This is a genomic window from Streptomyces sp. NBC_00162, assembly GCF_024611995.1.
Taxonomy (GTDB): Bacteria; Actinomycetota; Actinomycetes; order Streptomycetales; family Streptomycetaceae; genus Streptomyces.
The window spans coordinates 5,251,466-5,277,550 of the sequence record NZ_CP102509.1 but is presented as its reverse complement, the minus strand read 5'-3'; the positions used below and the strand labels follow the sequence as shown (position 1 = coordinate 5,277,550).

Below are 26,085 nucleotides of genomic sequence, written 5' to 3'. Positions count from 1 at the left end.
TGCTGGGATTCAAGCAGGCGGGCGGCGGTGTTGGGCGGCGCGGGAGGTGAATTCCGCGTCGCGGAGGACTCGTTGGGCGTTGCCCCAGGTCAGCAGGGCCAGGTCGGCTTCGGGCCAGCCGCGGTCCAGGAGTTCCGCGATCAGGCGGGGGTAGCCCGAGGGGTCGGTCAGGCCCGACGGGCGGGGACTGCCCGGCTCGGAGCCGAAGGCGGCCCCGAGGCCGACGCACTCCGGGCCCGCGACGGCCCGTACGTGGTCGATGTGGTCCGCCACCGCGTGCAGGGAGTCCCCGGTCCGGTCGGCGTCGAAGGTGACCATCGCCAGGCCGTTTGCCTCCCGCAGCGCCAGCAGGACCTCGTCGGTGACGTTCCCCGGATGCGGGTTCAGGACGGCGGCGGCCGTGTTGGAGACGATCACCGGGGCCTTCGAGGCGGCCGCGAGCTGGCGGGCCGCCGTCGGCGGGCACCCGGTCAGGTCCAGCACGATGCCCAGCCTGTTCGCCTCCTGGACCACCTCGTGCCCGAAGGCCGTCAGGTCGTGCTGGGCCCAGGGCGCTCCCGCGGGCGCGAAGATCCGTACGCCCAGCGCGTGGAACGCGTGCAGCGCGCTCAGCGAATCGGTCAGCGTACGGCCGGGCACGGGCCCGAGGAAGCAGGCGATGCGGCCTCGGTTGCGGGCGTCCGCCATGTCGTCGGCGGTCAGCGCGAGGCACAGGCTGTCGGGGTAGCGGCGCAGCAGGGCCAGCGCCACGTCGATCTGTTCCAGGGTGTCGGACACCACCTGATCGACGGCCGCGGCCTCGCGCGGGGTGAGCAGCGACCAGAACTGGGCACCCACTCCCCCGGCGCGCAGCCGCGGAATGTCGGTGTCGATTCCGGCGTCGGGGGTGTCGATGTCGTGGTACGGGCTCTGGCGCAGGGTCCAGACGAGCGTGTTGCACCCGTCCGCGACGGGATGCACGGACAGCAGCGCGGCAGCCCGTTCGAGGGCGCCGGCCAATGCTGTGGGGGCGGGAAGGTCTTCCGCCCCGATGCCCACGGAGTGGGGTTCATCCTGCAGGTCGGCCATGGCGTTCGCTCCGGTCTCGGCGGCAGCAGGGAGAGATGGTGCCACCGTGACACGCGGGACGCCCGGGTCGCCCGGCAGGTGTGGCATTCGGGTGTAATCCGCAGGTCACACCCGGTTGCCCCACCCGCCCGGCCTGCTAGATCACCGCGTTCGACGGGCCCCGGGATGCCGACAGGTCCCGCGCCACCGCCTCCGCGTCGCGCAGTACCCGGACCGCGTTGGACCAGGTCAGCTTCGCCAGGTCGGCCTTCGACCAGCCGCGCGCGAGCAGCTCCGCGATCAGGTTCGGGTAGCCCGCCACGTCGTCCAGCCCGGACGGGGTGAAGGCCGTGCCGTCGTAGTCCCCGCCGATGCCGATGTGGTCGATCCCGGCCACCTCGCGCATGTGGCCCAGGTGGTCGGCGACCGTGGCGGCCGTGGCCACCGGGCGCGGGCGCTCCGCCTCGAAGGCCCGGTGCAGGGCCATCGCCTCGGGCGTGGTGTCCAGGTGGTGGAAGCCGTGGGCCCGCAGGTTCTCGTCCGCGGCCTGCGTCCACTCGACGGCTGCCGGGAGGATGAACTTCGGGACGAAAGTGGCCATCGCCACCCCGCCGTTGGCCGGGAGCAGCGCCAGCACGTCGTCGGGGATGTTGCGCGGGTGGTCGCAGACCGCGCGCGCCGAGGAGTGCGAGAAGACCACCGGCGCGGCCGAGACGGCGAGCGCGTCGCGCATCGTCGTCGCGGCCACGTGCGAGAGGTCCACCAGCATGCCGACGCGGTTCATCTCGCGGACGACCTCGCGGCCGAAGTCCGTCAGGCCGCCGTGCCGGGGCTCGTCGGTCGCCGAATCCGCCCAGTCGATGGTGTCGTTGTGCGTGAGCGTCATGTACCGCACGCCCAGCTGGTGCAGGGCGCGCAGGGTGGCGAGCGAGTTGTTGATGGAGTGGCCGCCCTCGGCGCCCATCAGGGAGGCGATCCGGCCGCCGGCGCGGGCCGCCTCCATGTCGTCCGCCGTCAGCGCCCGTACGAGGTCGCCGGGGTAACGGTCGATCAGCTGGGCGACGACGTCGATCTGCTCCAGGGTGGCGCTGACCGCCTCGTCGCCGGCGTAGTCGGAGCGGACGTAGACGGACCAGAACTGCGCGCCGACCCCGCCGGCGCGCAGCCGGGGGATGTCGGTGTGCAGGTGGGCGGACTGGTCGTCCGCGATGTCCCGTTGTGCCAGGTCGTAGCGCACCTGCTGACGCAGCGCCCAGGGCAGGTCGTTGTGGCCGTCCACGACGGGGTGCTCGGCCAGCAGCTCGTGCGCCTCGTCCAGGCGCTGCGCCGCGCTCACTTGCCGAATCCGAAGGACCCCGCGCCCGCGATCTTCGTACGCAGCCGCCTGCCCTTCTCGGTGGCCTGGTCGTTGAGCTCCTGCTGGAACTCGCGCATGCGGCCCAGCAGCTCCTTGTCGTGCGCGGCCAGCATCCGTACGGCCAGCAGGCCGGCGTTGCGCGCCCCGGCGACCGAGACGGTGGCGACGGGAACCCCGGCGGGCATCTGCACGATCGACAGCAGCGAGTCCATGCCGTCGAGGTACTTCAGCGGGACCGGGACGCCGATGACCGGCAGCGGGGTGACCGAGGCGAGCATGCCGGGCAGGTGGGCGGCCCCGCCGGCGCCCGCGATGATCGCCTTGAGGCCGCGGTCGGCGGCCCGCTCGCCGTACTCGACCATCTCGCGCGGCATCCGGTGCGCGGAGACGACGTCGACCTCGTAGGGGATCTCGAACTCGTCGAGGGCCTGGGCGGCGGCCTCCATGACGGGCCAGTCCGAGTCGGAGCCCATGACGATGCCGATGACGGGGGCTGCGGCGGAGGTGCTCATTCGGTGACCGTTCCTCGGAGGTAGTCGGCAGCGTGGCGTGCGCGCTCCAGCACATCGTCCAGGTCGTCGCCGTAGGTGTTGACGTGGCCGACCTTGCGGCCGTGTTTCACGTCCTTGCCGTACATGTGGATCTTCAGCTGGGGGTCGTGGGCCATGCAGTGCAGGTACGCCGCGTACATGTCGGGGTAGTCCCCGCCCAGCACGTTCGCCATGACCGTCCACTTGGCGCGGGAGCGCGGGTCGCCCAGCGGGAGGTCCAGGACCGCGCGTACGTGGTTGGCGAACTGCGAGGTGATGGCCCCGTCCTGGGTCCAGTGGCCGCTGTTGTGCGGGCGCATGGCCAGTTCGTTGACGAGGATGCGGCCGTCGACGGTCTCGAACAGCTCCACGGCCAGGTGGCCGGTCACGCCGAGCTCCTTGGCGATGCGCAGGGCCAGGCCCTGGGCCTCGCCCGCCAGCTCCTCGGAGAGGTTCGGGGCGGGAGCGATCACCGTGTCGCAGACCCCGTCCACCTGGACGGACTCCACGACGGGGTAGGCCACCGCCTGGCCGTGCGGGGAGCGGACGATGTTGGCCGCGAGCTCGCGGACGTACTCGACCTTCTCCTCCGCGAGGACCGGGACGCCCGCCCTGAAGGGGGCCTCCGCGTCCTCCGGGGTGCGGACGAACCACACGCCCTTGCCGTCGTACCCGCCGCGCACCGTCTTGAGGATGACCGGGAAGCCGCCCACCTCGTCCGCGAAGGCCGCCACGTCCGCCGGATCGCTCACGATCCGGTGGCGGGGGCTCGGCGCGCCGATCTCGTCGAGCTTGGCGCGCATCACCCCCTTGTCCTGGGCGTGCACCAACGCATCGGGCCCCGGGCGGACGGGGATGCCGTCCGCCTCCAGGGCCCTGAGGTGCTCGGTGGGTACGTGCTCGTGATCGAAGGTGATCACGTCGCAGCCGCGCGCGAAGGCGCGCAACGTCTCCAGATCGCGATAGTCGCCGATGACGACGTCGCTCACGACCTGGGCCGCCGAGTCCTGTGGGGTGTCACTGAGGATCTTGAATCTGATGCCGAGGGGGATGCCCGCCTCGTGGGTCATGCGGGCGAGCTGTCCGCCGCCGACCATGCCGACTACCGGGAACGTCACTCCTCCAGGGTATCCGGCGGTATTCCGCCATCCGGACGTGACCCTGGCGCGGACGCGTGGTGTGCCGTGCGTCGCACGGTGTCCGAAGGCACAGACGGACCACAGGGGCGACACTTAACATGTGGGGGTTGACGGAGAACAGCGGACGCCCCGCGCGGGGCGGTGACCGACAGGGACTGACCATTCAGATGAGCACGCCGGGGAACGGATCTGTTCTCGAACGCGTACGCGGCCTCGTTCGGGAGGTCGCCAAGTTCGGGGCGGTCGGCGGTCTGGGTGTGCTGGTCAACCTGGGTGTCTTCAACCTGATCCGCAACACGACCGACCTCCAGGTGGTGCGCGCGAGCGTGATAGCCACCGTGGTCGCCATCGCCACGAACTACCTCGGCTTCCGCTACTTCGCCTACCGGGACCGCGCCCAGAGCGGCCGGACCCGCGAGCTGGCCCTGTTCGCCGCCTTCAGCGCGATCGGCCTCGTGATCGAGAACGGCGTGCTGTACACGGCCACGTACGGCTTCGGCTGGGGCGGACCGGTCGCCACCAATGTGTTCAAGTTCATCGGCATCGGCACCGCGACCGTCTTCCGCTTCTGGTCGTACCGGACCTGGGTCTTCAAGGCCCTGCCCCCGACCGCGGAGGCCGAGCCGATACCCGAGCCGGCGCCGCTGCCCAAGCCGGAGCGCAAGCCGATGCCCGAGCCGGAACCGGAACCCGCGGCGAGCTAGCGGGCCCGGCAGACCTGGCGGACCTAGCGGACCGTCTTCTCCGGTTCGCTGCGCTCCGGGGCCGTCCGGCTCAGGAACAGCGCGAAGACCGGCGGCTGCGCCTGGAGCAGCTCGAGGCGCCCGCCGTCCGCCTCGGCGAGGTCCCGGGCCACGGCCAGGCCGATGCCGGTGGAGTTGCGGCCGCTGATGGCCCGCTCGAAGATCCGGTTGCCGAGGTCCGGCGGGACTCCCGGCCCCTCGTCCGTGACCTCCAGCACCGCCTGGTTCCCGATCACCCGGGTGCGCAGGGCGACGGTGCCGCCGCCGTGCATCAGTGCGTTCTCCACCAGGGTCGCCAGGACCTGGGCGACCGCGCCCGGGGTGCCGACGGCCCGCACGCCCTGCTTGCCGGAGCGCACGATGGCGCGGCCGGCGCTGCGGTAGGCGGGGCGCCACTCCTCCACCTGCTGCTTGACGACCTCGTCGAGGTCGAAGGGGACCGCCGAGCCGGTCCGCGGGTCCCGCGAGTTCGTCAGGAGGCGCTGGACCACGTCCGTGAGCCGCTCCACCTGGGTGAGGGCGATGGTCGCCTCTTCGCGCACGGTCTCCAGGTCGTCGGTGACCGTGATCTCCTCCAGCCGCATCGACAGCGCGGTGAGCGGGGTGCGCAGCTGGTGGGAGGCGTCCGCGGCCAGGCGCCGCTCGGCGGTCAGCATCCGCCCGATCCGTTCGGCGCTGGAGTCCAGTACGTCCGCGACCCGGTCCAGCTCGGGGACCCCGTACCGCTTGTGCCGGGGCCGCGGGTCTCCCGATCCGAGGCGCTCGGCGGTCTCGGCGAGGTCGGTGAGCGGGGAGGCCAGCCGGTTCGCCTGCCGTACGGCGAGCAGTACGGCCGCCACGACGGCCAGCAGCGCGACGGCGCCGACCACCACGAGGGTCCGCCCGACCTCCTTGGTGACGGTGGAGTGGGCTTCCTCGACGACCACGATCTCGCCCTGCTCGCCGCGCGCGGTGCCGCGGATGACGTCTTCGTCGATCCGGTCGCCGACCTCCACCGGGGGCTGCCCGGGGATGGTGATCGTGGCGTGGTGGCCGACGTCCAGCTGGTCGGCGAGGGCCGTCGGGGCGACCTGCTTCCTCTCCAGGACGTTCGCCTCGACGATGCCCACCAGTCGCTGCGCCTCGTACTCGATGCGGTCCTGGGCGCTGCTGGTGATGGTCCGGGTCTCCACGATCACCAGGGAGACGCCGAAGACGGCGATCACGACGAGTACGACGGCGAGCGTGGAGTTGATCAGACGGCGGCGCATGGCTTAGAAGGTGCTCAGCTCTTCTCGAAGCGGAAGCCGACGCCCCGGACGGTGGCGATGTAGCGGGGGTTGGCGGCGTCGTCGCCCAGCTTCTTGCGCAGCCAGGAGATGTGCATGTCGAGGGTCTTGGTGGAGGACCACCAGGTGGTGTCCCAGACCTCGCGCATGAGCTGGTCGCGGGTGACGACCCGGCCGGCGTCGCGGACCAGGACGCGCAGCAGGTCGAACTCCTTGGCCGTGAGCTGGAGCTCCTCCTCCCCCATCCAGGCCCGGTGCGATTCGACGTCGATGCGCACGCCGTGGGTGGCGGGGGGCTGGGCCGTCTCGTTCGCGCCGCGCCGGAGCAGGGCCCGGACCCGGGCCAGCAGTTCGGCGAGGCGGAAGGGCTTGGTCACGTAGTCGTCGGCGCCGGCGTCGAGGCCGACGACCGTGTCGACCTCGTCCGCGCGGGCGGTGAGGACCAGGATCGGGAAGCCGTGGCCCTCGGCACGCAGCCGGCGGGCCACTTCCAGGCCATCCATGCCCGGCAGCCCGAGGTCCAGGACGACGAGGTCGACGCCGCCCTGCAGCCCGGCGTCCAGGGCCGTGGGGCCGTCCTCCCGGACCTCGACCTCGTACCCCTCCCGGCGCAGAGCGCGGGCCAGGGGTTCCGAGATGGATGCGTCGTCCTCGGCGAGCAGTACACGCGTCATGTGGGTGATGGTAGTCCGCGGCGGCTGGATCTAGGGGGCCGCAGGAACACCCCTGCCTATCTGGGCTTATGAACTACTAACCGCCTTCGAATATGGTCGAACGGTTCCCGCGCCACCTTGTGATCCATATCTCAAGTCCTTCCTTATGCCGCCCTGTCCTGTCGTATGGTGTCGAGACGCCTGATGCACTACCTCAGGGACCTTTGTGCCGAAAAGCGCGCCGAAGGTCTCTATTTCTGTCCTGACCGAAACGGGCAGTCTTGACGGACTGACCTGTCCGGGCTTGATGACAGTGAATGACCTGTGGGCCGGGCCCGTCGCGCGATGATGCGCGGCCGGGCGTGGATCTCGGTTACGGACATCCCTTCACCCCCGACCCCACGGGGGCGAGACCCCCGGGCGTGGGGTGGGACTTCCGCTGCCGGTGCCGGCCACCCCCCACCGGGCGCTGATGGGCTCACGAAGCCACGCGTCCCGAGCAAGCAAGGATCGACCATGGCTTCCAGCCTGACGAGGGACGCGGCGGATCCGTCCACCGAGAAGACCTTCTTCGGCCACCCCCGTGGCCTGGCCACGCTGTTCATGACCGAGATGTGGGAGCGCTTCTCCTACTACGGCATGCGCGCACTTCTCGTGTACTACCTGGTCTCGGGCGGTGCCGACGCCGCCACGGGCAGCCAGGGCGGCGGCCTCGCGATGACCGCGGCCACCACCACGGCGATCTACTCCGTGTACGTCTCGATGGTCTACCTGATGGCCATGCCGGGCGGATGGTTCGGCGACCGCGTCTGGGGCGCCCGCAAGACGGTCGCGATCGCCGGTTTCGTGATCATGGCTGGTCACCTGTCGCTGGCCCTTCCGGGCCAGGCGATGTTCTTCGTCGGTCTGATCCTGGTGGCGGCCGGTTCCGGTCTGCTCAAGGCCAACATCTCCACGATGGTCGGCCACCTGTACGACGGCCCTGAGGACCCGCGCCGCGACGGTGGCTTCACCCTCTTCTACGTCGGCATCAACCTCGGCGCCTTCGTCGCCCCGCTCGTCGTCGGCACGGTCGGCAAGGAGCACAACTGGCACATGGGCTTCGCCCTCGCCGCCGTCGGCATGGGCCTCGGTCTCGTCCAGTTCCTGCTCGGCACCAAGCACCTGAGCCCGAAGAGCAGCCTGGTCCCGAACCCGCTGTCCCCGGAGGAGCGCAAGGCCGTCCTCACCAAGGTCGTCTTCGCCGTCCTGGGCATCGCCCTCTTCTACGGCGCCGTGGTGGCCCTCGGTGCCTACACGCTCAACTGGGCCCTGGTCCCGCTGACGCTGGCGGGCCTGATCATCCCGATCGCCGTGCTGGCGCGCATCAAGCGCGACAAGGACCTGTCGGGCTCCGAGCAGTCGAAGATGACCGCGTACATCTGGTTCTTCATCGCCGCTGCCGTCTTCTGGATGATCTACGACCAGGGTGGCTCCACGCTGTCCCTGTTCGCGGACGACAAGACCGCCGGCACCGTCTTCGGCTTCGACTTCTCGGCCACCTGGTACCAGTCGCTGAACCCGCTGTTCGTGATGGCCCTGGCCCCGGTCTTCGCCTGGCTGTGGCTGTGGCTGGCCCGCAAGAACCAGGAGCCGAACACCATCGTGAAGTTCGCGATGGGCCTGGTCCTGATCGGTGCCTCGTTCTTCGTCTTCATCGTGCCGATGGGCATGGCGACCGGCGACGTCAAGGTCTCCCCGATGTGGCTGGTCTCGATCTACATGATCCAGACCATCGGCGAGCTGTGCGTCTCCCCGGTCGGCCTCTCCGTCACCACGAAGATGGCCCCGCAGAAGTACGCCTCCCAGATGATGGGTGTCTGGTTCCTCGCGGTCACCGCCGGTGACTGCATCACCAGCCTCCTGTCCATCGGCGGGGTGGACCTCAACGGCACCTCGGTGATCGCCTTCCAGGCGCTCGCCGCGGTCCTGGCCGGTTTCGCGGTCTACTCGTACCGCAAGAAGGTCCAGACCCTCATGGGTGGCGTGCACTGACGCACCCCTCCGGCACGTGAGCGGCCCGGCACACCGAAAGGTGTGCCGGGCCGCTCGCGTTTCCGGGCTAGCGGGTGCCGCGCAGGCGGCGCCACGGGGTGAAGGTGAAGACGCCGGCACCGAGCAGGATCACCGTGCCGGCGACCAGGGCCAGGGCCTTGATGCCGCCCTCGTCCTCGGCGCCGGTCTCGGCGAGGCCGCCGGAGGTGCTGGTGCCGGTGGTGGTCGCCGAGCCGGAGCCGCCCGGCTGGGCGGCGGTGTCCAGCTCCAGCGAGACGCCGCTGCTGGTCGCCTTGCAGGGCACGTTGATCGGCGTGGAGCCCGGGGCCATCGTGACGTCGATGGTCAGCTGGTCCGGGCTCAGCGACACCTTGCCGGTCTTGCCCGGCTTGTAGGTGCCGGTCATGTCGTTGAGGCTGACAGGGGCCTTGTCAGGGATCGGCTCCGCGTTGGCCGGGCCGGAGACCTTGACCGTTCCGCTGTCCGCGCCGCCGAGTTTGACGTTCATCGAGGGCTTGAGGGCCCCCGCCGGCAGGGCCATGGGCGCGGCCATCGCGCCCTTCGCCGTCTTGACGGTCAGGTCGTAGCTGCCGCCGTTCTTCTTCGCGTTGATCGTGACCGGGGTCTTGATGCCCCCGGGGACGACCGGGCCGCAGTCGAAGGCGACCTCGACGGCCTTGCCCGGGAAGTCGGTCTGGCCGCCGCCTCCGCCGGTGGTGGAGCCGCCCGAGGTGGTGGTGGAACCGCCGCCGGTGGTGGAGCCGCCGGTGGTCGCCCCGCCCGTGGTCGTGCCGCCGCTCGTGGTGCCGCCGCTCGTCGTCCCGCCGCTGGAGCCGGCCGAGACATCGATGGTCGCCCCGCCCTTCACCTCGCCGGTCGGCGCGCACTTGGTGACGAAGGTGCCGAAGGAGAACGTGACGGCGACGTCGTACTTGCCGGGGGTCAGGGTGATCTTGCCGGCCTTGGTGAGCTTCAGCTTGCCCTTCATGGGTGACATGACCATGGGGGCCTTCTTCGGGATCGGCGGGTTCTTCTTCTCCCCGACGACCTTCAGCTCGCCCATCCCGCCGCCCACCGCGATCCAGCCGGTGGGCTGGACGGAGTCCTGCGGGATGTCCATCAGGTCCGTGTTGTTCGAGGCGGGCTTCACGGTCTCCCAGACCACGTCGACCTCGTCACCGACCTTGGCGGTGGCCGGGGCCGTGATCTTGGCGGTGGTCTCGCCCTCCACCGGGTCGCCTCCGCCGGCCGGCGGAACGCACTTGACCTTGAATGTGGCCTCGGCGGCCAGGGCAGGAGAAGCCGAAATGGCGATACCCGCGCCGCCGAGCAGCAGCGCGACCACGGCCGCGCTCACCCTCCGTTGGGTCTTCACGAATGTCCCTTCGTCGTCGAACGGTTCTCAGACGGTGCGGACGTCTGTGGTGCTGTCTCCGGCGCGCTGTCCGGGGTGAACCACGGCAGGGCCGCCGTGGGGGTCTCGTGGGTCGCCGAGGAAGTGGCCGGCGGCGGGGTGGCCGCGCGCGCGGGTCCTCGTACGGCGGGAATCCTGGGCAGGCGGCCCGTCACCGCGGCCGCCGCCTCGGGGATGCGGGCTCCCCGGTGGCGGCCGGGGGGCGCGGTGCGCGGCCGGACCTTGTCGACGACGGCCATGCCGACGCGGAAGACCGCGGCCGGGATGACCAGCAGGAGCAGGCCCCAGAACAGCAGGACCCCGTACGGCCGGTCCACGCCCCAGGGCTGGGTGGCCACGACGGTCTCGCCGTACTTGAGGGAGATCGTGTAGTCGCCGTGGGCGCCCGCGGTGAGGGCCACGTCCAGGGCGATCTCCGCCTTGCCGCCCGGCGCGATGCTGCCCTTCCAGCGGACCTCCTCCCACAGCGGTGCGAACACCCCGTGGGCGGTGCCGAGTTGGAAGACCGGGTCCTTGACGGGGGCCGAGCCGAGATTGCCGACGGTGACCTTGAACTTGCGGCTGGGCGGGGCGCCGAACCAGGTCAGCACCCCGTCGTCGCCCTCCAGCCGGACGCCGGTGAGCATCGCGAGGCGGGCCGTGCCGGATTCGGCGGGCAGCTCGGCCACCGGGTGGTCGGTGATCTTCAACGCGGCGGCGACGGTGGACTGGTCGCCGTTGACGGAGGTGACGTTGACGACGCAGGGGCAGGGCTTGGGCGGTGCCACCACGGGCAGCTGCGCGGCGAAGTGCCCGTCGTCGGCGACGGATACAGCGGCGCCGTCGGCGTTGGCGCAGCTGTTGGTACCGCCGATCATGTTCTGCCCGCAGACCAGCAGCATCACCAGGGTCTTGGCCCGCCAGCCGGTGCCGGTGACGGTGATCTCGGTGCCCTTGGCGGCCTCCTGGAGCGAGAGCGCCACGGCGGGCTTGCCCTCGTCGGCCGCGGCCGGGGGCGCCGGGAACAGGGCCAGCGCGCACACCGCCAGCCCGGCTGCGAGCAGGGCTCCGAGTCTTCTCACCTGGAGGCTCCCGTCAGTTCGTGTTCCGGTGCAGGGGCAGGTCCGGCCGCGGGCGGTGCGCCGGCCGGCGCGTTCCGGCGGGGACGGCGGGCGCGTACGAAGTACAGCGCGGCCGCGGTGGTCCCGCCGAGGGCGAGCAGGCCCGCCCCCGTCCAGCCGATGAGGTTCCAGGGCACGAGCCAGCGCGATCCGTCTGCCACCGCGCGGGCGCCGCCGGGGGCGGTGACGGTGAGGGTGACGCGCACCCGGTCCAGGACCGGGGCTCCGGGCCAGGGTTCGGTCAGCTCCACCCGCTGGCCGGGGAGCAGTTCGACGGACAGGGCGCGGCCGGTGCGCCCCGGCACCTCGCCGAAGAGGCCCTCGGCCCGCAGCCCCAGCTCGGGGGCGAGGGCCACGTTGCCGCGGTTGACCAGGGTGTAGGCGACGACCGCGGCCGAGCCCTTGCCCCGTACGGTGACGTCCTCGACCGTGAGGGCGGCCAGGGTGGGGCCGCTGACCCGCAGGTGGACCCGTACGCCGACCTCGTGGCCGCCTTCGGTGGCGACCACGGCGGCGGGGTGGTCGCCGGGCGGGGAGGAGGGCGGAACGGTGAGCGAGAAGGGGACCACCGCACGGGTGCGGGGCGGGATCTTCACGGTGGCTCCGGCGCCGAAGCTGATCCAGGATCCGGCGCCGGTGCCGGGCCCTTCTGAGCGGCCTCCGGCCGCGGGCTCGGCCGGGCGGACCGCGAAGGCGCCGTCGGCGGTGTTGTAGGCGTCGGCCCCGCGCAGGGTGATCGTGCGCTCCTGGTCGGTGGTGTTGGCCAGGGCGAGGCGGTCCTCCAGGACGGTGCCGGGGGTGCCCGCCATGTAGTAGTACGGGCGGACGCCGCCGGGCCGGGCGGTGGCGGTCGTTCCGGCGGCTGGCTCGGCGGTCCAGCCGGGCTCTTCGGCCGCCGCGGGGCTCGCGGCGGCCGTGTACAGCGCGGTGGCCGCGAGGAGCAGCACCCCGAGCCGCTGGAGGGTGTGGAGCACGGGCATGGCCGGGGGTGCTCCGTTCAGGACCGGGCCCGCTGGCCGCGCCGGGTCAGCCAGAGCACGCCGGCCGCGCCGGAGAGCAGCACGGTGCCGCCGAGGGTGCCGAGGGCGAGGGCGGAGTCGGTGGGGCCGGTCTGCGGGAGGGTGTCCTGCCCGTCCCCGCCGCCGGACTGAGCGGCGCCGCCGCCGGGGGCCGTGACGTCCAGCTCCAGGGAGGGTCCCGGGCTGTTGCCGGGGGTGCAGGTGGTCGTGGTGCCCATCGCCTTGATGGTGAGCACTCCGGCGGTGAAGGTGACCTTGCCGCTCTTCTTGGGCGTGTAGGTGCCCGACAGGTCGGTGATCTTGATGGGGGTGTTGGCGGGCACGGCCTCCGGGTTGGGCGGGCCGGAGACCGGTACGGAGGCCTTCTCGGCGCCGCCGACGAGGACGACGGCGCTGGGGCTCATCGCGCCCTTGCCGAGTTCGATCGGGCTGGACGAGACGCCCTTCTGGAAGGACATCGTCAGCTTGTAGCCGTCGCCTTCCTTGACTGCCTTGATCTCGATGGGCGATACCGCCGACTTGTCCCCGATCGGGGTCTTGCAGTCGTAGGCCACGTCGACGACGGCGGCGTGGGCCGCGGGGGCGGCCAGCAGGACCGCCGATCCGGCCAGCGCGGAGGCCAGCGCGAGCGCGGTGGAGCGTTTCCGGTTGGACACCTTCGTCTTCCCCTCGGGCCACAAGTTACTGACGACACATCAGATTGGTGGCTCAAGGTACGCCCGGGGCCTTGCGGAGGGAAGACAAAGGGCAGGCCGGAATTGACTGTTCGTCAGTGCACGCGGACACCCCGCTGCCACACGCCGGAAACGAGCGGGACACCCGGGCGGTAGGCGAGGTGGACGTGGCTGGGCGCGTCGAGGAGGGCCAGATCGGCGCGGGCTCCGGGGGTGACGGCGCCGATGTCGGTACGGCGCAGGGCGCGCGCGCCGCCGGCGGTGGCCGACCAGAGGGCCTCGTCGGGGGTCATCCGCATGTCGCGGACGGCGAGGGCGATGCAGAACGGCATGGAACTGGTGTAGGAGGAGCCGGGGTTGCAGTCCGTGGACAGGGCGACGGTGGCGCCGGCGTCGATCAGGCGGCGTGCGTCGGGCCACTGGGCGCGGGTGGAGAACTCGGCGCCGGGCAGCAGGGTGGCGACCGTGGTGGCGGCCGCCTGGGCCAGGGCGTCGACGTCTGCGTCGGTGAGGTGGGTGCAGTGGTCGGCGGAGGCGGCCTCCAGCTCGACGGCGAGCTGCACGCCGGGGCCGTACGAGAGCTGGTTGGCGTGGACGCGCGGGATCAGCCCGGCCGCGGCGCCCGCGGTGAGGATGGCGCGGGCCTGGTCCCCGTCGAAGGCGCCCTTCTCGCAGAAGACGTCCACCCAGCGGGCGTACGGGGCGCAGGCGGCCAGCATCTCGCCGGTCACGAGGTCGACGTAGCCGGCCGGGTCCTCGGCGTAGTCGGGGGACACGATGTGCGCGCCGAGGTAGGTGACCTCCTCGGTGTGCGCGGCGGCGATGCGCAGGGCGCGGGCCTCGTCGGCGGTGGTGAGCCCGTAGCCGGACTTGGTCTCGAAGGTGGTGGTGCCCTGGCGGCGGGCCTCGTCGAGGTGGCGCACCAGGTTGGCCTCGAGCTCGGCGTCGGTGGCCGCGCGGGTGGCGGCGACGGTGGTGCGGATGCCTCCGGCGGAGTAGCTGCGGCCGGACATCCGGGCGTTGAACTCGGCGGTGCGGTCGCCGGCGAAGACCAGGTGCGAGTGGGAGTCGACGAAGCCGGGGATGACGGCCCGGCCGGTCGCGTCGAACGCGGTGTCGGCGGCCGGGGCGTCGGCGGCGGAGCCGACCCAGGCGACCTTGTCGCCGTCGATGACGACGGCGGCGTCCCGGATCAGGCCGAGGGGGCTGCCGTCGCCGAGGGCGGGGTCGTTGGTGACGAGGCTGCCGATGTTGGTGATGACGGTGGTGGTCATGGTTCCTCTCGGTTTCCTGGGGCTCCGCCCCAGACCCCGCGCCTCAAACGCCGGCGGGGCTGGTTTGGGCTGGGCTGGATTGCCGCGGAGCGCCGTATCGGTCAGCCGCGGAGGGCTGCGATGGCGGAGGCGAGGGCGGACGGAACGTCCTCGACCTGGGCGTGGGCGCCGTCGCGGACCACGTGGCGGCCGCCCACCACCGTGTGGCGGACATCGGCGGCCGTGGCGGCGAACACCGCCGTCTCCGCGCCGAGCCGCGGCAGCGCGCCCGCCGTCCGGACGGAGTCCAGCGCGATCGTGGTGAAGTCCGCGAGCGCGCCCGGCTCCAGGCGGCCCGCCTCGGGACGGCCGAGGGCCGCGTGGCCGTCGGCGGTGGCGGCCGTGAGCAGGGCGTTCGCCGTCCAGTGGCCCCGGGTGCGGCTGCGCAGCCGCTCGTTGAGCTCCATCGCACGGGCCTCTTCGAGCAGGTCGATGACCGCGTGGCTGTCGCTGCCGAGGGAGAGCGGGCTGCCCTCGTGCTGGAGGCGGGTCGCCGGGCCGATGCCGTCGGCGAGGTCGCGTTCCGTGGTGGGGCACATGCACGTGCCGGTGGTGGTGCCGCCGAGGAGGGCGATGTCCGCATCGGTCAGGTGCGTGTTGTGGACGCCGGTGGTGCGCGGGCCGAGCACGCCGTGGTCGGCGAGGAGCTGCGTCGGGGTCCGGCCGTGCGCGGCCTGGCAGGCGTCGTTCTCGGCGGTCTGCTCCGAGAGGTGGACGTGCAGGGGCGCTCGGCGCTCCTGGGCCCAGGCGGCGACGGTGGCCAGCTGGTCGGCCGGGACGGCGCGCACCGAGTGGACGGCGGCGCCGATCAGGGCGTGTTCGCGGGGCTTCAGCGCGCTCGCCCGCTCCGCCCACGCCTCGGCGGTGCCGTCGGAGAAGCGCAGCTGGTGCGGGTTGGGCGCCTGTCCGAAGCCCGCCGAGAGGTAGGCGGTGTCGAGGAGGGTGATCCGGATTCCGGCCGCGGCGGCGGCCTCGATCAGGGCCTCGCCCATCGCGTTCGGGTCGGCGTAGGGGGCGCCGCCCGGGGCGTGGTGGACGTAGTGGAACTCGCCGACGTTCGTGATGCCCGCCAGCGCCATCTCGGCGTACACGGCCCGGGCGAGCGCGAAGTAGGTGTCGGGGGTGAGGTTCTGGGCGACCTTGTACATGACGTCGCGCCAGGTCCAGAAGGTGCCCGAGCCGACCTGGACGGTGGACCGCAGGGCGCGGTGGAAGGCGTGGCTGTGCGCGTTGGCCAGGCCCGGGAGGGTCAGGCCGCGCAGGATCTCCGCGCCGGGCGGCGGGGCGCCGACGCCGGTGCGCAGCGCGGCGATCCGGCCGTCGTGTACGTCCAGGGCGACGCCCGGCTCGACAAGGGTGCCGAGCCAGGCGTGCTCCAGCCAAAACGTCTTCACCGGCACGCGAGACCTTCCAGTACGTCGGCGAGGGCGAGGACTCCGGCGACGCAGTCGTCCTCGGCGGCGAACTCCTTCGGGGAGTGGGAGACGCCGGTGGGGTTCCGTACGAACAGCATCGCGGTCGGGACGGCCGCGGAGAGGATTCCGGCGTCGTGTCCCGCCCCGGTACCGAGGACGGGGACGGCCCCGCCCAGGATCCGGTTCATCTCGTCGCGCAGGGCGTGCTCGAACTCGACGACCGGGGTGAAGGACTCCCGGACGATCCCGAGATCGATGCCGTCCTGGTCGGCGCGCTCGCGGGCGGCCTTCTCGATGGCGGTGACGACCGTGTCGAGGGTGGCCTGGTCGGCGGCGCGCGAGTCGAGCCAGCCGCGCACGAGCGAGGGGATGGCGTTGACCCCGTTGGGCTCGACCGAGATCTTCCCGAAGGTGGCCACGGCCCCGGCGAGGGCCGCCTCGGTACGGGCGGCCAGCACGGTCGCCGCGTACGTGAGCATCGGGTCGCGGCGGTCCACCAGGCGGGTGGTGCCCGCGTGGTTGGCCTCGCCGTGGAAGTCGAACCGCCACCGGCCGTGCGGCCAGATCGCGGAGGCGATGCCGACGCGGTCCCCGCTCAGGTCCAGGGCCCGGCCCTGCTCCACGTGCAGTTCGACGAAGGCGCCGATCCGGCCCAGGCGTTCGGGGTCCGCCCCGATGGTCTCGGGGTCGTATCCGGCGGCCTCCATGGCCCGGGGCAGGCCGATGCCGTCGGCGTCGCGGAGCTCGTACGCCTTCTCCTTGGTCAGCTGTCCGGCGGCGAGCCGGGAGCCGACGCAGGCGAGCCCGAAGCGGGCCCCTTCCTCGTCACCGAAGTTGGTGATGGCAAGTGGCCTGGCGAACTCCGCGCCCCTCCTGCGGAGTTCGTCCAGGGCCGCGAAGGAGGACACCACCCCGAGGGGGCCGTCGAAGGCTCCGCCGTCGGGGACGGAGTCCAGGTGCGAGCCGGTGACCACGGCGTCCCCCGCGAGGGGGTCGCCGAGCCAGGCCCACTGGTTGCCGTTGCGGTCGGTCTCGTACGTCAGCCCGCGCGACTCGGCCTGCTCCTGGAACCAGGTCCGGCAGTCGGCGTCGGCCCCGCTCCAGGCGTACCGGCGGTACCCGCCGGTGTCGGCGTTCCTGCCGATGGGTGCGAGATCGGCCCACATCTCGTGGAAGGTCACGCGTCGTCGCCCTCGCGCATCGGGATGCGGACGCCGCGCTCGTCGGCGACCGACTCGGCGATGTCGTAGCCGGCGTCGACGTGGCGGATGACGCCCATGCCCGGGTCGTTGGTGAGGACGCGGCGGATCTTCTCGCCCGCGAGGGGGGTGCCGTCGGCGACGGTGACCTGGCCCGCGTGGATGGAGCGGCCCATGCCGACGCCGCCGCCGTGGTGGATTGAGACCCAGGAGGCGCCGGAGGCGACGTTGACCATGGCGTTGAGCAGCGGCCAGTCGGCGATGGCGTCGGAGCCGTCGAGCATGGCCTCGGTCTCGCGGTACGGGGAGGCCACCGAACCGCAGTCGAGGTGGTCGCGGCCGATGACCAGCGGGGCGGCGAGTTCGCCGCTCGCGACCATGTCGTTGAAGCGCTCGCCGGCCTTGTCGCGCTCGCCGTAGCCGAGCCAGCAGATGCGCGCGGGCAGGCCCTGGAAGTGGACCCGCTCGCCCGCCATCTTGATCCAGCGGTGCAGGGACTCGTTCTCCGGGAAGAGCTCCAGCAGCGCCTTGTCGGTCTTGTGGATGTCGGAGGCCTCGCCGGACAGGGCGGCCCAGCGGAAGGGGCCCTTGCCCTCGCAGAACAGCGGCCGGATGTAGGCGGGGACGAAGCCGGGGAAGGCGAAGGCGCGGTCGTAGCCGGCCAGCTGGGCCTCGCCGCGGATGGAGTTGCCGTAGTCGAAGACCTCGGCGCCCGCGTCCATGAAGCCGACCATGGCCTCGACGTGCTTGGCCATGGACTCGCGGGCCCGGACGGTGAAGCCGGCCGGGTCCTTGGCCGCGTAGGAGGCCATGTCGTCGAAGTCGACGCCGGTCGGCAGGTAGGCGAGCGGGTCGTGCGCGGAGGTCTGGTCCGTGACGATGTCGATCGGCGCGCCCTCGGCCAGCATCTGCGGGAGCAGGTCGGCGGCGTTGCCGAGCAGGCCGATGGAGAGCGGCTTGCGGGCGTCGCGGGCCTCGACGGCCAGCTGGAGGGCGTGCTGGAGGCTGTCGGCCTTCACGTCCAGGTAGCGGTGCTCGATGCGGCGCTCGATGGCGCGCGGGTCGACGTCGATGCAGATCGCGACGCCGTCGTTCATCGTCACGGCGAGCGGCTGGGCGCCGCCCATGCCGCCGAGGCCGGCGGTGAGGGTGATGGTGCCGGCGAGGGTCCCGTTGAACTTCTTGGCCGCGACGGCCGCGAAGGTCTCGTAGGTGCCCTGGAGGATGCCCTGGGTGCCGATGTAGATCCACGAACCGGCGGTCATCTGCCCGTACATGGTCAGGCCCAGGTTCTCCAGGCGGCGGAACTCCTCCCAGTTGGCCCAGTCGCCGACCAGGTTGGAGTTGGCGAGCAGCACGCGCGGCGCCCACTCGTGGGTCTGCATCACGCCGACCGGGCGGCCGGACTGGACGAGCATCGTCTCGTCCTGCTTGAGGGTCTGCAGCGTGCGGACCATCGCGTCGTACGAGCGCCAGTCGCGGGCGGCCTTGCCGGTGCCGCCGTAGACGACCAGCTTGTCGGGGTGCTCGGCGACCTCGGGGTCGAGGTTGTTCTGGAGCATCCGCAGCGCGGCCTCCTGCTGCCATCCCAGGGTGCTGAGCTCGGTGCCTCGCGCGGCACGTACGGGGCGGGGTCCTGACATGGCGGTGCCTCCTCCGATGTTGGTCAATCTATTCACATCCTGACGTCCTGAATAGATTCAGTCAACAGCTGCGGGCCGCTCCGTCGGATGATGGGATGGCGGGCATGGCTGCCGACATGGACACGCGAGGCGCCGCCGCGCGCCGCGATCTGGCCGTACGGGCCGCCGTCGAGCAGGGTCTCGTCGGCGACGCCGAGAGCGCGGAGCCCCTGGTCTGCCTGCTGGACACGGCCGGGATCCGGGCCTCGGCCGCCGCCCTGACCGCCGCCTTCGCGGCCGCACTGGCGCCCGGCACCCCCGTCCTGCACGCCTTCGCGGTCAAGGCCGCCCCGCTCGTCCCGGTGCTGCGGCTGCTGGCCGGCGCCGGGCTCGGCTGCGAGGTGGCCGGTCCCGGCGAGCTGGCGCTGGCCCGGGCGGCCGGGGTGGAGGCGGAGCGGACCGTTCTGGACTCCCCCGCCAAGACGGCGGCCGAACTGCGCGAGGCCCTGGCCCTGGGCATCGCCGTCAACGCCGACAACCGGCAGGAGCTGGAGCGGCTCGACGCGCTGGTCGCCGCGGCGCCCACCCGGTCCCCGGTCGGCGTACGGATCAACCCGCAGACGGGGGCGGGCACCATCGACGCCCTGTCCACGGCCACCGCGACCTCGAAGTTCGGGATCGCGCTGCGCGACCCGGGCGCCCGCGCATGGCTGGTACGGGCGTATCTGGACCGCCCGTGGCTGACCCGGCTGCACATCCACTCGGGCTCGCAGGGCGTCCCGCTGCCGCTGATCGCCGAGGGCGTACGGGAACTGCACGCGCTGGCCGAGGAGATCAACGCGGCGGCCGGGCGCCGCCAGGTCGACACCCTCGACATCGGCGGCGGCCTGCCGGTGAACTTCGCCTCGGACGAGCAGACCCCGACGTACGCGCAGTACGTGGCCGCCCTGCGCGGGGCGGTACCCGGCCTCTTCGACGGCTCGTACGGCCTGGTCACGGAGTTCGGCCGGTCCCTGCTCGGCAAGCACGGGCTGGTCGTCGCCCGCGTCGAGTACACCAAGGCCGCCGGCTCCCGCCCGATCGCCCTCACCCACGCGGGGGTCCAGCTGGCGACCCGCACGGTGTACGCCCCGGCGGCGTGGCCGCTGCGGATCCTGCCGTACGACGCGAAGGGCACCCCGAAGGACGGCGACCCGGTGGCCCAGGACATCGCGGGCCCGGCCTGCTTCGCGGGGGACCTGCTCGCGACGGCCCGGGAGCTGCCGCTGCTCGCCCCCGGCGACCTGATCGGCGTACCGGACACGGGCGCGTACTTCTTCACCGCCCACTACGGCTACAACAGCCTCCCCCGCCCGCCGATCCACGGCTTCACGGTGACCCCGGAGGGCGAGGTCCACTTCAGCCTTGCCAGGCCGGCGCAGGGCCTGGCCGAGATCGTGGCCGAGGCAGGCGGCGCGCTCCGGGACGCGCTGCTGTAGGCCCGCCGCTGCGCGGAGACTCTCCCCGCCCCGCCCTTTCACCGTTTCCCGGGGCTCCGCCCCAGACCCCGTACGGCGCTCCGCGCCCGCGCCTCAAACGCCGGCGAGGCTGAAATTGCCGCTGCGCGGCTATCCAGCCCGCCGGGCGGCACCTTCGAGCCCAGCTCAGCCAAAATCCAGCCCCGCCTGGGGGCACCTCCCAGCGGTAGCGGGGGGAGTTTGAGGCGCGGGGGTCCGGGGGCGGAGCCCCCGCATCGGCGCCGCATACGTCACTCCACGAAGAGGCCTCGGGCGGCGGCCCTGGCGTCGAAGGCCTCCAGGCGGGCCTGCGCGTCCGGGAGCGCGTCCGCCATCGCCTCCAGCAGCACCCGGCCCAGCAGCATCGGCGCACACGCCGTGTCGAAGGCCAGCCCGGTCCCGACCGGCGCCGGGATCAGCAGGTCCGAGTGGCGGGCCACCGGGGCGAAGGCCGAGTCCGCGACCGTCACCACGGCCAGCCCGGCCCGCCGGGAGCGCTCCAGCGCGTCCACGACTTCCCGGGGATGGCGGGGCAGCGCGAAGCAGAGCAGCGCCGAGGCCCCCGCGCCGGCGGCGGCGTCGATGCGGTCCTCCATCATCGAGCCGCCCTCGTCGAGGAGACGGACGTCCGGGTGCACCTTGGCGGCGAAGTACGCGAACCCGCGCGCCTGCGAGGACGCGGCCCGCAGCCCCAGCACCGGCAGCGGGGTCGAGGCGGCCAGCAGCCGCCCCGCCTCCTGGACCGGCGAGGGGTCGGCGAGCATCGCCGCGAGCTGCCGCAGGTTGTCGATCTCGCCCTGGACCGCCTGCTGGTACTCGTTGTACGCGTCCTCGTGCACGGTGTCCGCCCGCTCGGCGGGGGCCACCTCGCGCAGGTGCCGGCGCAGGGCGGGATACCCGTCGAAGCCCAGCGCCACCGCGAACCGGGTCACCGACGGCTGGCTCACCCCGGCCAGGTCGGCGAGCTCCACGCTCGACAGGAAGGGCACCTCCGCCGCTCCGCGCACCATGCAGTGCGCGATCCGCCGCTGGGTCGGCGTCAGCCGGTGCCCCTCGAACAGCTTCTGCAGCCGCGCGGCCGGGCTGTCGCTCATTCCCGTCCCCTCCGTCCCGGTGAGATATTCAGTCACCGAGCACTCTGCATGTGGTTATGCAGCTCGGCAAGCCGCGCCCGTCATGCGGATACGGGGGCTAGCCCCAGTGCGGGGGCCTGCGGGCGCTTCCTACGGTGGGGGGATGGACGCCCACGCCCGAGAGCTGAAGAAGGAACTCGACGCCACGCTGGACGCCCGGCGGGAGCTGGGTCCGGAGTACGAGACCGCGCTGGTGGACTCGTTCGTCGAGAAGGTCGACACGCAGGTCCGGCGGCGGCTGGCGGAGGAACGGCTCCTCCACGCCCGCGGGGGCCGGCCCGAGCCGGTGGACGGGAACTTCGGCGAACGGTTCGGCTTCGCCATCATCACCCTGGTGCTGGCGATCCCGCTGTCGGCCATCGCGGCCGCGCAGGCGCATCTGAGCGGGCTGCTGGTCGCCTGGGGCGGCATCCTGGGCGTGAACTTCATCCACGCGAGCAAGCGCCTGCGGCGGGGATCCGCCGACACGCTCTAGAGAAGATTGCGCGGGGACCGCCGCACCCCGGTTGCCCGGGGGCGGGACGACGGCGGTCCCCGCGATGGACACGGGCCGGGTCAGGGCCGTCCGCGTCCGGTGGCGTCCACGCGATCCGGGAGCCGCTCCGGAGGTACGCAACGCCGTTCGGTGGTGCCGGCCGGAGCGTTTGTGCCCCTGCCGACAACACCACTGTGCCGGAGCCGTGTTAAGCCGGTGCTGCCGTCACGTGTCCGGCCCGTACCGTTTGTGCGACGCCCGTGCACGGCCCCGTAACGGCTACTTCGCGCCCTTGGCGAGGAACGCCAGCAGGTCCTGGCGGCTGACGACGCCGGTCGGCTTGCCCTCCACCAGCACGATCGCCGCGTCCGCCTCGCCGAGCACCGCCATCAGTTCGGACACCGGCTCGCCGGAGCCGACCTGCGGCAGCGGGGCGCTCATGTGCTTCTCCAGCGGGTCGTTCAGGGACGCCCGCTGCGCGAACAGCGCGGCGAGGAGCTCCTTCTCGACCACGGAGCCGATGACCTCGGCGGCCATCACGTCCGGGTGGCCGGCGCCCGGCTTGACGATCGGCATCTGCGAGACGCCGTACTCGCGCAGGACCTCGATGGCCTCGCCGACCGTCTCCTCGGGGTGCATGTGGACGAGGGAGGGGATGCCGCCCTCCTTGTCGTTCAGCACGTCGCCGATGCGCGCGGCGGGCCCGGCCTCCTCGAGGAAGCCGTGTCCCGCCATCCACTCGTCGCTGAAGATCTTGCTGAGGTAGCCGCGGCCGCTGTCCGGTAGCAGGACGACGACCACGTCGTCCGGGCCGAGCCCCTCGGCGGCCTTCAGCGCCGCGACGACCGCCATGCCGCAGGAGCCGCCGACGAGCAGGCCCTCCTCCTTGGCGAGGCGGCGGGTCATCTGGAAGGAGTCCTTGTCGGACACCGCGATGATCTCGTCCGTCACGTTCGGGTCGTAGGCGGTCGGCCAGAAGTCCTCGCCGACGCCCTCGACCAGGTACGGGCGGCCCGAGCCGCCGGAGTAGACCGAGCCCTCGGGGTCGGCGCCGATGACCTTGACCTTGCCGCCGGACACCTCCTTGAGGTAGTTGCCCGTACCCGAGATCGTGCCGCCCGTGCCGACGCCCGCGACGAAGTGGGTGATCTTCCCGTCCGTCTGCTCCCACAGCTCGGGACCGGTGGTCTCGTAGTGCGAACGGGGGTTGTTCGGGTTGCTGTACTGGTCGGGCTTCCAGGCGCCGGGCTCGCGCGCGAGGCGGTCGGACACGTTGTAGTACGAGTCCGGGTGCTCGGGGTCGACGGCGGTCGGGCAGACCACGACCTCGGCGCCGTACGCGCGCATCACGTTGATCTTGTCCATGGACACCTTGTCAGGGCAGACGAAGATGCACTTGTAGCCCTTCTGCTGGGCCACGATGGCGAGTCCTACACCGGTGTTGCCGCTGGTGGGCTCCACGATGGTGCCGCCGGGCTTGAGGGCACCGCTCTGCTCGGCGGCCTCGATCATCCGGACGGCGATCCGGTCCTTCACGGATCCGCCGGGATTGAAGTACTCGACCTTCGCAAGGACGGTGGCCTGGAGGCCTTCGGTCACACGGTTGAGCTTCACCAGCGGGGTGTTGCCGACGAGGCTGATCATCGAGTCGTGGAATTGCACCATGTTCTCCAAGGAGGGGACTCCACGGGTTCTCCGGGAGGTCGGGCCAGAGTATGCCGAAAGGGATTGGCCGACCGGCCGTACGGGGCAGGAAGGTCAACAAGGACCCGGCACGAGAGCGAGGTGGCCTGAAGGGTGTCCAGGGCGAGAACGGCCCGCCGGATCGCGGCGGGGGCAGCGTACGGCGGGGGCGGGCTCGGGCTGGTCGGGGCCGCCGCGGTGGGACTGGTGCTCGCGGAGGTGCAGTTCGCCAAGCGGACGGTGGGCACCGGACTGGGCGAACCGCCGCGCGCGGACGGGCTGTACGGGAGCGAGTTCGGCGGGCCGGAACAGAGCCCGGGGCCGCTGCGCCTGGGCATGCTCGGCGACTCCACCGCCGCGGGGCTCGGCGTACGGCGGGCCCGCCAGACCCCGGCGGCCCTGCTGGCCTCCGGGCTGGCGGCGGTGGCCGAGCGCCCGGTCGAGCTGCGCAACGTCGCCGTGTCGGGGGCCATGTCGGACGACCTGGACCGGCAGGTGAGCCTGCTGATCGACGGGGCCGCCGACGCCGGGACGGCGCCCCCGGACGTGTGCGTGATCATGATCGGTGCGAACGACGTGACGCGGCGGATGCCGCCGACCCAGTCGGTGCGCTGCCTGACCTCGGCCGTGCGGCGGCTGCGGCTCGCGGGCGCCGAGGTCGTCGTCGGCACCTGCCCGGACCTGGGCACGATCGAGCCGGTGTACCAGCCGCTGCGCTGGATGGCCCGCCGGGTCTCGCGCCAGCTGGCCGCCGCCCAGACGATAGGAGTGGTCGCGCTGGGCGCCCGCACGGTCTCCATGGGAGATCTGCTGGGCCCCGAGTTCGCCGCGAACCCTCGCGAGATGTTCGGCCCGGACTCCTACCACCCGTCGGCGGAGGGGTACGCGACCGCCGCCATGGCCGTGCTGCCGACCCTGTGCGCGGCGCTCGGGCTGTGGCCGGAGTCCGACCGCCTCGACGTGTCCCGCGACGAGGACATGCTGCCGGTGGCCAAGGCCGCCTCGGCCGCGGCCGGCCTGGCGGGTACGGAGGTCACGGCGGCCCGCGGCCCCTGGGCCCTGCTCAAGCACCGGCGGCGGCGCCGGGTCCCGGGCGAGGAGCTGCCGGGCACCCAGACCCCGGACAGCCGGGTGTCGGGCACGGCGTGACGGGCGCGGCCGCACACTGGAAGGGGTGTGGCGGCCGGCCGGTCCGGCCGCCGCGACCCCGCCGCCGCCCCGGAGCGACCGGCATCACACCGCAAGGCCGGTGACCTCGACCGTACGGGGCGGTAACTTCGCTTGCGGTCCCGGTTAGAGCCGCAACACACCCTTGGAGCCCCGATGCCCGAAGCCGTCATCGTTTCCACCGCCCGCTCGCCCATCGGGCGCGCCTTCAAGGGGTCCCTCAAGGACGTCCGACCGGACGACCTGACCGCCACGATCATCCAGGCCGCGCTCGCCAAGGTCCCCGAGCTGGACCCGCGCCAGATAGACGACCTGATGCTCGGCTGTGGTCTCCCCGGCGGCGAGCAGGGCCACAACCTCGCCCGCATCGTCGCGGTGCAGATGGGCATGGACTACCTGCCGGGCGCCACCATCACCCGCTACTGCTCCTCCTCGCTCCAGACCTCGCGGATGGCCCTGCACGCCATCAAGGCGGGCGAGGGCGACGTCTTCATCTCCGCGGGCGTCGAGATGGTCTCCCGGTCCGTGAAGGGCTCCTCCGACGGCCTGCCGGACACCCACAACCCGCTCTTCGGCGACGCGGAGGCCCGTACCGCCTCCGTCGCGCAGAGCGAGGGCGCGGCCTGGCACGACCCGCGCGAGGACGGCCTGATCCCGGACGCGTACATCGCGATGGGGCAGACCGCCGAGAACCTGGCCCGCCTCAAGGGCGTGACCCGCCAGGACATGGACGAGTTCGGCGTCCGCTCGCAGAACCTGGCCGAGGCCGCGATCAAGAACGGCTTCTGGGAGCGGGAGATCACCCCGGTCACCACCCCGGACGGCACGGTCGTCTCCACCGACGACGGCCCGCGCGCCGGCGTGACCCTGGAGGGCGTCTCGGGCCTCAAGCCCGTCTTCCGCCCCGACGGCCTGGTCACGGCCGCCAACTGCTGCCCGCTCAACGACGGCGCCGCGGCGCTGGTCATCATGAGCGACACCAAGGCGCGCGAGCTGGGCCTGACCCCGCTGGCCCGGATCGTCTCCACCGGCGTCACCGGCCTCTCCCCCGAGATCATGGGCCTGGGCCCGGTCGAGGCGTCGAAGCAGGCCCTGAAGCGGGCCGGCCTGACGGTCGGCGACATCGACCTGTTCGAGATCAACGAGGCCTTCGCGGCGCAGGTCATCCCGTCCTACCGGGACCTGGAGATCCCGCTGGACAAGCTGAACGTCAACGGCGGGGCCATCGCCGTCGGTCACCCGTTCGGGATGACCGGCGCCCGCATCACCGGCACTCTGATCAACAGCCTGCAGTTCCACGACAAGCAGTTCGGCCTCGAAACCATGTGCGTGGGCGGCGGCCAGGGCATGGCCATGGTCATCGAGCGCCTGAGCTAGTTCGGCCCCCAGACGCCGCAAGGGATCCGCCTTGATCCCTTGTGGCGTACTGACGCCGAATCTAACCCCGTCGCGGCCGACCTGTGACCGAATCTCCCCCAGGATGTGACCTATCTCCTGGGGGATCGGCATTTGTGCAGGTCAGACGATATGCGGACAGGCCTTTTGGGACGAAAGGCCTGTCCAATTCATGACGTAATGCACTGCATGCCATTCCCAGGTCGGGT

22 protein-coding genes are annotated in these 26,085 nt (G+C 72.3%); 6 read left to right on the top strand and 16 right to left on the bottom strand.

Annotated elements, in window-relative coordinates; translation table 11 throughout:
• Positions 1 to 9: 9 nt before the first annotated feature.
• The 4 genes from JIW86_RS24580 to JIW86_RS24565 form a co-directional block, all read right to left on the bottom strand.
• A complete protein-coding gene (locus JIW86_RS24580) occupies positions 10 to 1,068 on the bottom strand; it encodes a dipeptidase (protein ID WP_257556061.1) in 1,059 nt (352 codons plus the stop codon).
• Between the two features lie 136 nt (positions 1,069 to 1,204).
• Positions 1,205 to 2,383, bottom strand: coding sequence for a dipeptidase (locus JIW86_RS24575; RefSeq protein ID WP_257556060.1), 1,179 nt, complete (start codon positions 2,381 to 2,383; stop codon positions 1,205 to 1,207).
• Positions 2,380 to 2,916 (bottom strand): 5-(carboxyamino)imidazole ribonucleotide mutase, encoded by a 537-nt coding sequence (gene purE / locus JIW86_RS24570; RefSeq protein WP_257556059.1) that lies wholly within the window; start codon positions 2,914 to 2,916, stop codon positions 2,380 to 2,382. Before purE ends, JIW86_RS24575 begins: the two co-directional genes overlap by 4 nt.
• On the bottom strand, positions 2,913 to 4,031 hold the full coding sequence (locus JIW86_RS24565) for a 5-(carboxyamino)imidazole ribonucleotide synthase (RefSeq protein WP_257559422.1): 1,119 nt from the start codon (positions 4,029 to 4,031) through the stop codon (positions 2,913 to 2,915). The genes purE and JIW86_RS24565 overlap by 4 nt, the downstream gene beginning before the upstream one ends.
• A 209-nt stretch (positions 4,032 to 4,240) precedes the next feature.
• On the opposite strand from JIW86_RS24565, the gene JIW86_RS24560 reads away from it, so the two are divergent.
• Positions 4,241 to 4,777 carry a GtrA family protein gene (locus JIW86_RS24560; protein WP_257556058.1) on the top strand — a complete coding sequence of 179 codons (537 nt, stop codon included), beginning with the start codon at positions 4,241 to 4,243 and terminating at the stop codon, positions 4,775 to 4,777.
• Between the two features lie 23 nt (positions 4,778 to 4,800).
• On the opposite strand, the gene JIW86_RS24555 is transcribed toward JIW86_RS24560, so the two are convergent.
• Entirely contained in the window at positions 4,801 to 6,066 is a 1,266-nt protein-coding gene (locus tag JIW86_RS24555) for an ATP-binding protein (RefSeq protein ID WP_257556057.1), read from the bottom strand.
• Positions 6,067 to 6,080: 14 nt separating this feature from the next.
• Positions 6,081 to 6,758, bottom strand: coding sequence for a response regulator transcription factor (locus tag JIW86_RS24550; protein ID WP_215139424.1), 678 nt, complete (start codon positions 6,756 to 6,758; stop codon positions 6,081 to 6,083).
• Between the two features lie 495 nt (positions 6,759 to 7,253).
• Between JIW86_RS24550 and JIW86_RS24545 the strand changes: the two genes are divergently transcribed.
• Positions 7,254 to 8,771 carry a peptide MFS transporter gene (locus JIW86_RS24545; protein ID WP_257556055.1) on the top strand — a complete coding sequence of 506 codons (1,518 nt, stop codon included), beginning with the start codon at positions 7,254 to 7,256 and terminating at the stop codon, positions 8,769 to 8,771.
• A 67-nt stretch (positions 8,772 to 8,838) separates the two neighbouring features.
• Here the strand turns inward: JIW86_RS24545 and JIW86_RS24540 are convergent, their stop codons facing one another.
• The 8 genes from JIW86_RS24540 to hutU all read right to left on the bottom strand — a co-directional run bounded on the left by JIW86_RS24540 (position 8,839) and on the right by hutU (position 18,548).
• On the bottom strand, positions 8,839 to 10,146 hold the full coding sequence (locus tag JIW86_RS24540; protein ID WP_257556054.1) for a hypothetical protein: 1,308 nt from the start codon (positions 10,144 to 10,146) through the stop codon (positions 8,839 to 8,841).
• Positions 10,143 to 11,246 (bottom strand): hypothetical protein, encoded by a 1,104-nt coding sequence (locus JIW86_RS24535; protein WP_257556053.1) that lies wholly within the window; start codon positions 11,244 to 11,246, stop codon positions 10,143 to 10,145. The genes JIW86_RS24540 and JIW86_RS24535 overlap by 4 nt, the downstream gene beginning before the upstream one ends.
• Positions 11,243 to 12,265: a hypothetical protein gene (locus JIW86_RS24530; RefSeq protein WP_257556051.1), complete on the bottom strand. Its 1,023-nt coding sequence runs from the start codon at positions 12,263 to 12,265 to the stop codon at positions 11,243 to 11,245. Before JIW86_RS24530 ends, JIW86_RS24535 begins: the two co-directional genes overlap by 4 nt.
• Before the next feature lie 17 nt (positions 12,266 to 12,282).
• Complete coding sequence (locus tag JIW86_RS24525) at positions 12,283 to 12,960, bottom strand: LPXTG cell wall anchor domain-containing protein (protein ID WP_215139428.1); 678 nt, start codon at positions 12,958 to 12,960, stop codon at positions 12,283 to 12,285.
• 113 nt (positions 12,961 to 13,073) lie between these two features.
• The gene (hutI, locus tag JIW86_RS24520) at positions 13,074 to 14,252 is read right to left on the bottom strand and encodes an imidazolonepropionase (RefSeq protein WP_215139429.1); all 1,179 of its coding nucleotides are present in this window, start codon (positions 14,250 to 14,252) and stop codon (positions 13,074 to 13,076) included.
• A 101-nt stretch (positions 14,253 to 14,353) separates the two neighbouring features.
• Positions 14,354 to 15,691: a formimidoylglutamate deiminase gene (locus tag JIW86_RS24515; RefSeq protein WP_257556050.1), complete on the bottom strand. Its 1,338-nt coding sequence runs from the start codon at positions 15,689 to 15,691 to the stop codon at positions 14,354 to 14,356.
• Positions 15,682 to 16,872 carry an allantoate amidohydrolase gene (locus JIW86_RS24510; protein WP_257559421.1) on the bottom strand — a complete coding sequence of 397 codons (1,191 nt, stop codon included), beginning with the start codon at positions 16,870 to 16,872 and terminating at the stop codon, positions 15,682 to 15,684. Before JIW86_RS24510 ends, JIW86_RS24515 begins: the two co-directional genes overlap by 10 nt.
• An 11-nt stretch (positions 16,873 to 16,883) precedes the next feature.
• Entirely contained in the window at positions 16,884 to 18,548 is a 1,665-nt protein-coding gene (gene hutU, locus JIW86_RS24505) for a urocanate hydratase (RefSeq protein ID WP_257556049.1), read from the bottom strand.
• 104 nt (positions 18,549 to 18,652) lie between these two features.
• On the opposite strand from hutU, the gene JIW86_RS24500 reads away from it, so the two are divergent.
• Positions 18,653 to 20,005, top strand: coding sequence for a diaminopimelate decarboxylase (locus tag JIW86_RS24500; RefSeq protein ID WP_257556048.1), 1,353 nt, complete (start codon positions 18,653 to 18,655; stop codon positions 20,003 to 20,005).
• A 269-nt stretch (positions 20,006 to 20,274) separates the two neighbouring features.
• On the opposite strand, the gene JIW86_RS24495 is transcribed toward JIW86_RS24500, so the two are convergent.
• Positions 20,275 to 21,117 (bottom strand): MurR/RpiR family transcriptional regulator, encoded by an 843-nt coding sequence (locus JIW86_RS24495; RefSeq protein WP_257556046.1) that lies wholly within the window; start codon positions 21,115 to 21,117, stop codon positions 20,275 to 20,277.
• A gap of 142 nt (positions 21,118 to 21,259) precedes the next feature.
• Between JIW86_RS24495 and JIW86_RS24490 the strand changes: the two genes are divergently transcribed.
• The gene (locus JIW86_RS24490) at positions 21,260 to 21,631 is read left to right on the top strand and encodes a hypothetical protein (protein ID WP_257556044.1); all 372 of its coding nucleotides are present in this window, start codon (positions 21,260 to 21,262) and stop codon (positions 21,629 to 21,631) included.
• 279 nt (positions 21,632 to 21,910) lie between these two features.
• Here the strand turns inward: JIW86_RS24490 and JIW86_RS24485 are convergent, their stop codons facing one another.
• The gene (locus JIW86_RS24485; RefSeq protein WP_257559420.1) at positions 21,911 to 23,293 is read right to left on the bottom strand and encodes a cystathionine beta-synthase; all 1,383 of its coding nucleotides are present in this window, start codon (positions 23,291 to 23,293) and stop codon (positions 21,911 to 21,913) included.
• A gap of 135 nt (positions 23,294 to 23,428) precedes the next feature.
• Here JIW86_RS24485 and JIW86_RS24480 point away from each other — a divergent pair, with 135 nt between their 5' ends.
• Together JIW86_RS24480 and JIW86_RS24475 are read left to right on the top strand one after the other, a co-directional pair.
• Positions 23,429 to 24,463 (top strand): SGNH/GDSL hydrolase family protein, encoded by a 1,035-nt coding sequence (locus JIW86_RS24480; RefSeq protein ID WP_215139435.1) that lies wholly within the window; start codon positions 23,429 to 23,431, stop codon positions 24,461 to 24,463.
• 174 nt (positions 24,464 to 24,637) lie between these two features.
• Positions 24,638 to 25,858, top strand: coding sequence for an acetyl-CoA C-acetyltransferase (locus JIW86_RS24475; protein ID WP_215139436.1), 1,221 nt, complete (start codon positions 24,638 to 24,640; stop codon positions 25,856 to 25,858).
• Positions 25,859 to 26,085 lie beyond the last annotated feature (227 nt).

Coding starts and splice junctions, on each gene's coding strand:
- JIW86_RS24560 (WP_257556058.1), top strand. CDS start 4,241: ATGAGCACGCCGGGGAACGGATCTGTTCTCGAACGCGTACGCGGCCTC.
- JIW86_RS24500 (WP_257556048.1), top strand. CDS start 18,653: ATGGCTGCCGACATGGACACGCGAGGCGCCGCCGCGCGCCGCGATCTG.
- JIW86_RS24490 (WP_257556044.1), top strand. CDS start 21,260: ATGGACGCCCACGCCCGAGAGCTGAAGAAGGAACTCGACGCCACGCTG.
- JIW86_RS24565 (WP_257559422.1), bottom strand. CDS start 4,031: ATGGTCGGCGGCGGACAGCTCGCCCGCATGACCCACGAGGCGGGCATC.
- JIW86_RS24550 (WP_215139424.1), bottom strand. CDS start 6,758: ATGACGCGTGTACTGCTCGCCGAGGACGACGCATCCATCTCGGAACCC.
- purE (WP_257556059.1), bottom strand. CDS start 2,916: ATGAGCACCTCCGCCGCAGCCCCCGTCATCGGCATCGTCATGGGCTCC.
- hutI (WP_215139429.1), bottom strand. CDS start 14,252: ATGACCACCACCGTCATCACCAACATCGGCAGCCTCGTCACCAACGAC.
- JIW86_RS24580 (WP_257556061.1), bottom strand. CDS start 1,068: ATGGCCGACCTGCAGGATGAACCCCACTCCGTGGGCATCGGGGCGGAA.
- JIW86_RS24555 (WP_257556057.1), bottom strand. CDS start 6,066: ATGCGCCGCCGTCTGATCAACTCCACGCTCGCCGTCGTACTCGTCGTG.
- JIW86_RS24495 (WP_257556046.1), bottom strand. CDS start 21,117: ATGAGCGACAGCCCGGCCGCGCGGCTGCAGAAGCTGTTCGAGGGGCAC.
- hutU (WP_257556049.1), bottom strand. CDS start 18,548: ATGTCAGGACCCCGCCCCGTACGTGCCGCGCGAGGCACCGAGCTCAGC.
- JIW86_RS24475 (WP_215139436.1), top strand. CDS start 24,638: ATGCCCGAAGCCGTCATCGTTTCCACCGCCCGCTCGCCCATCGGGCGC.
- JIW86_RS24545 (WP_257556055.1), top strand. CDS start 7,254: ATGGCTTCCAGCCTGACGAGGGACGCGGCGGATCCGTCCACCGAGAAG.
- JIW86_RS24510 (WP_257559421.1), bottom strand. CDS start 16,872: ATGTGGGCCGATCTCGCACCCATCGGCAGGAACGCCGACACCGGCGGG.
- JIW86_RS24530 (WP_257556051.1), bottom strand. CDS start 12,265: ATGCCCGTGCTCCACACCCTCCAGCGGCTCGGGGTGCTGCTCCTCGCG.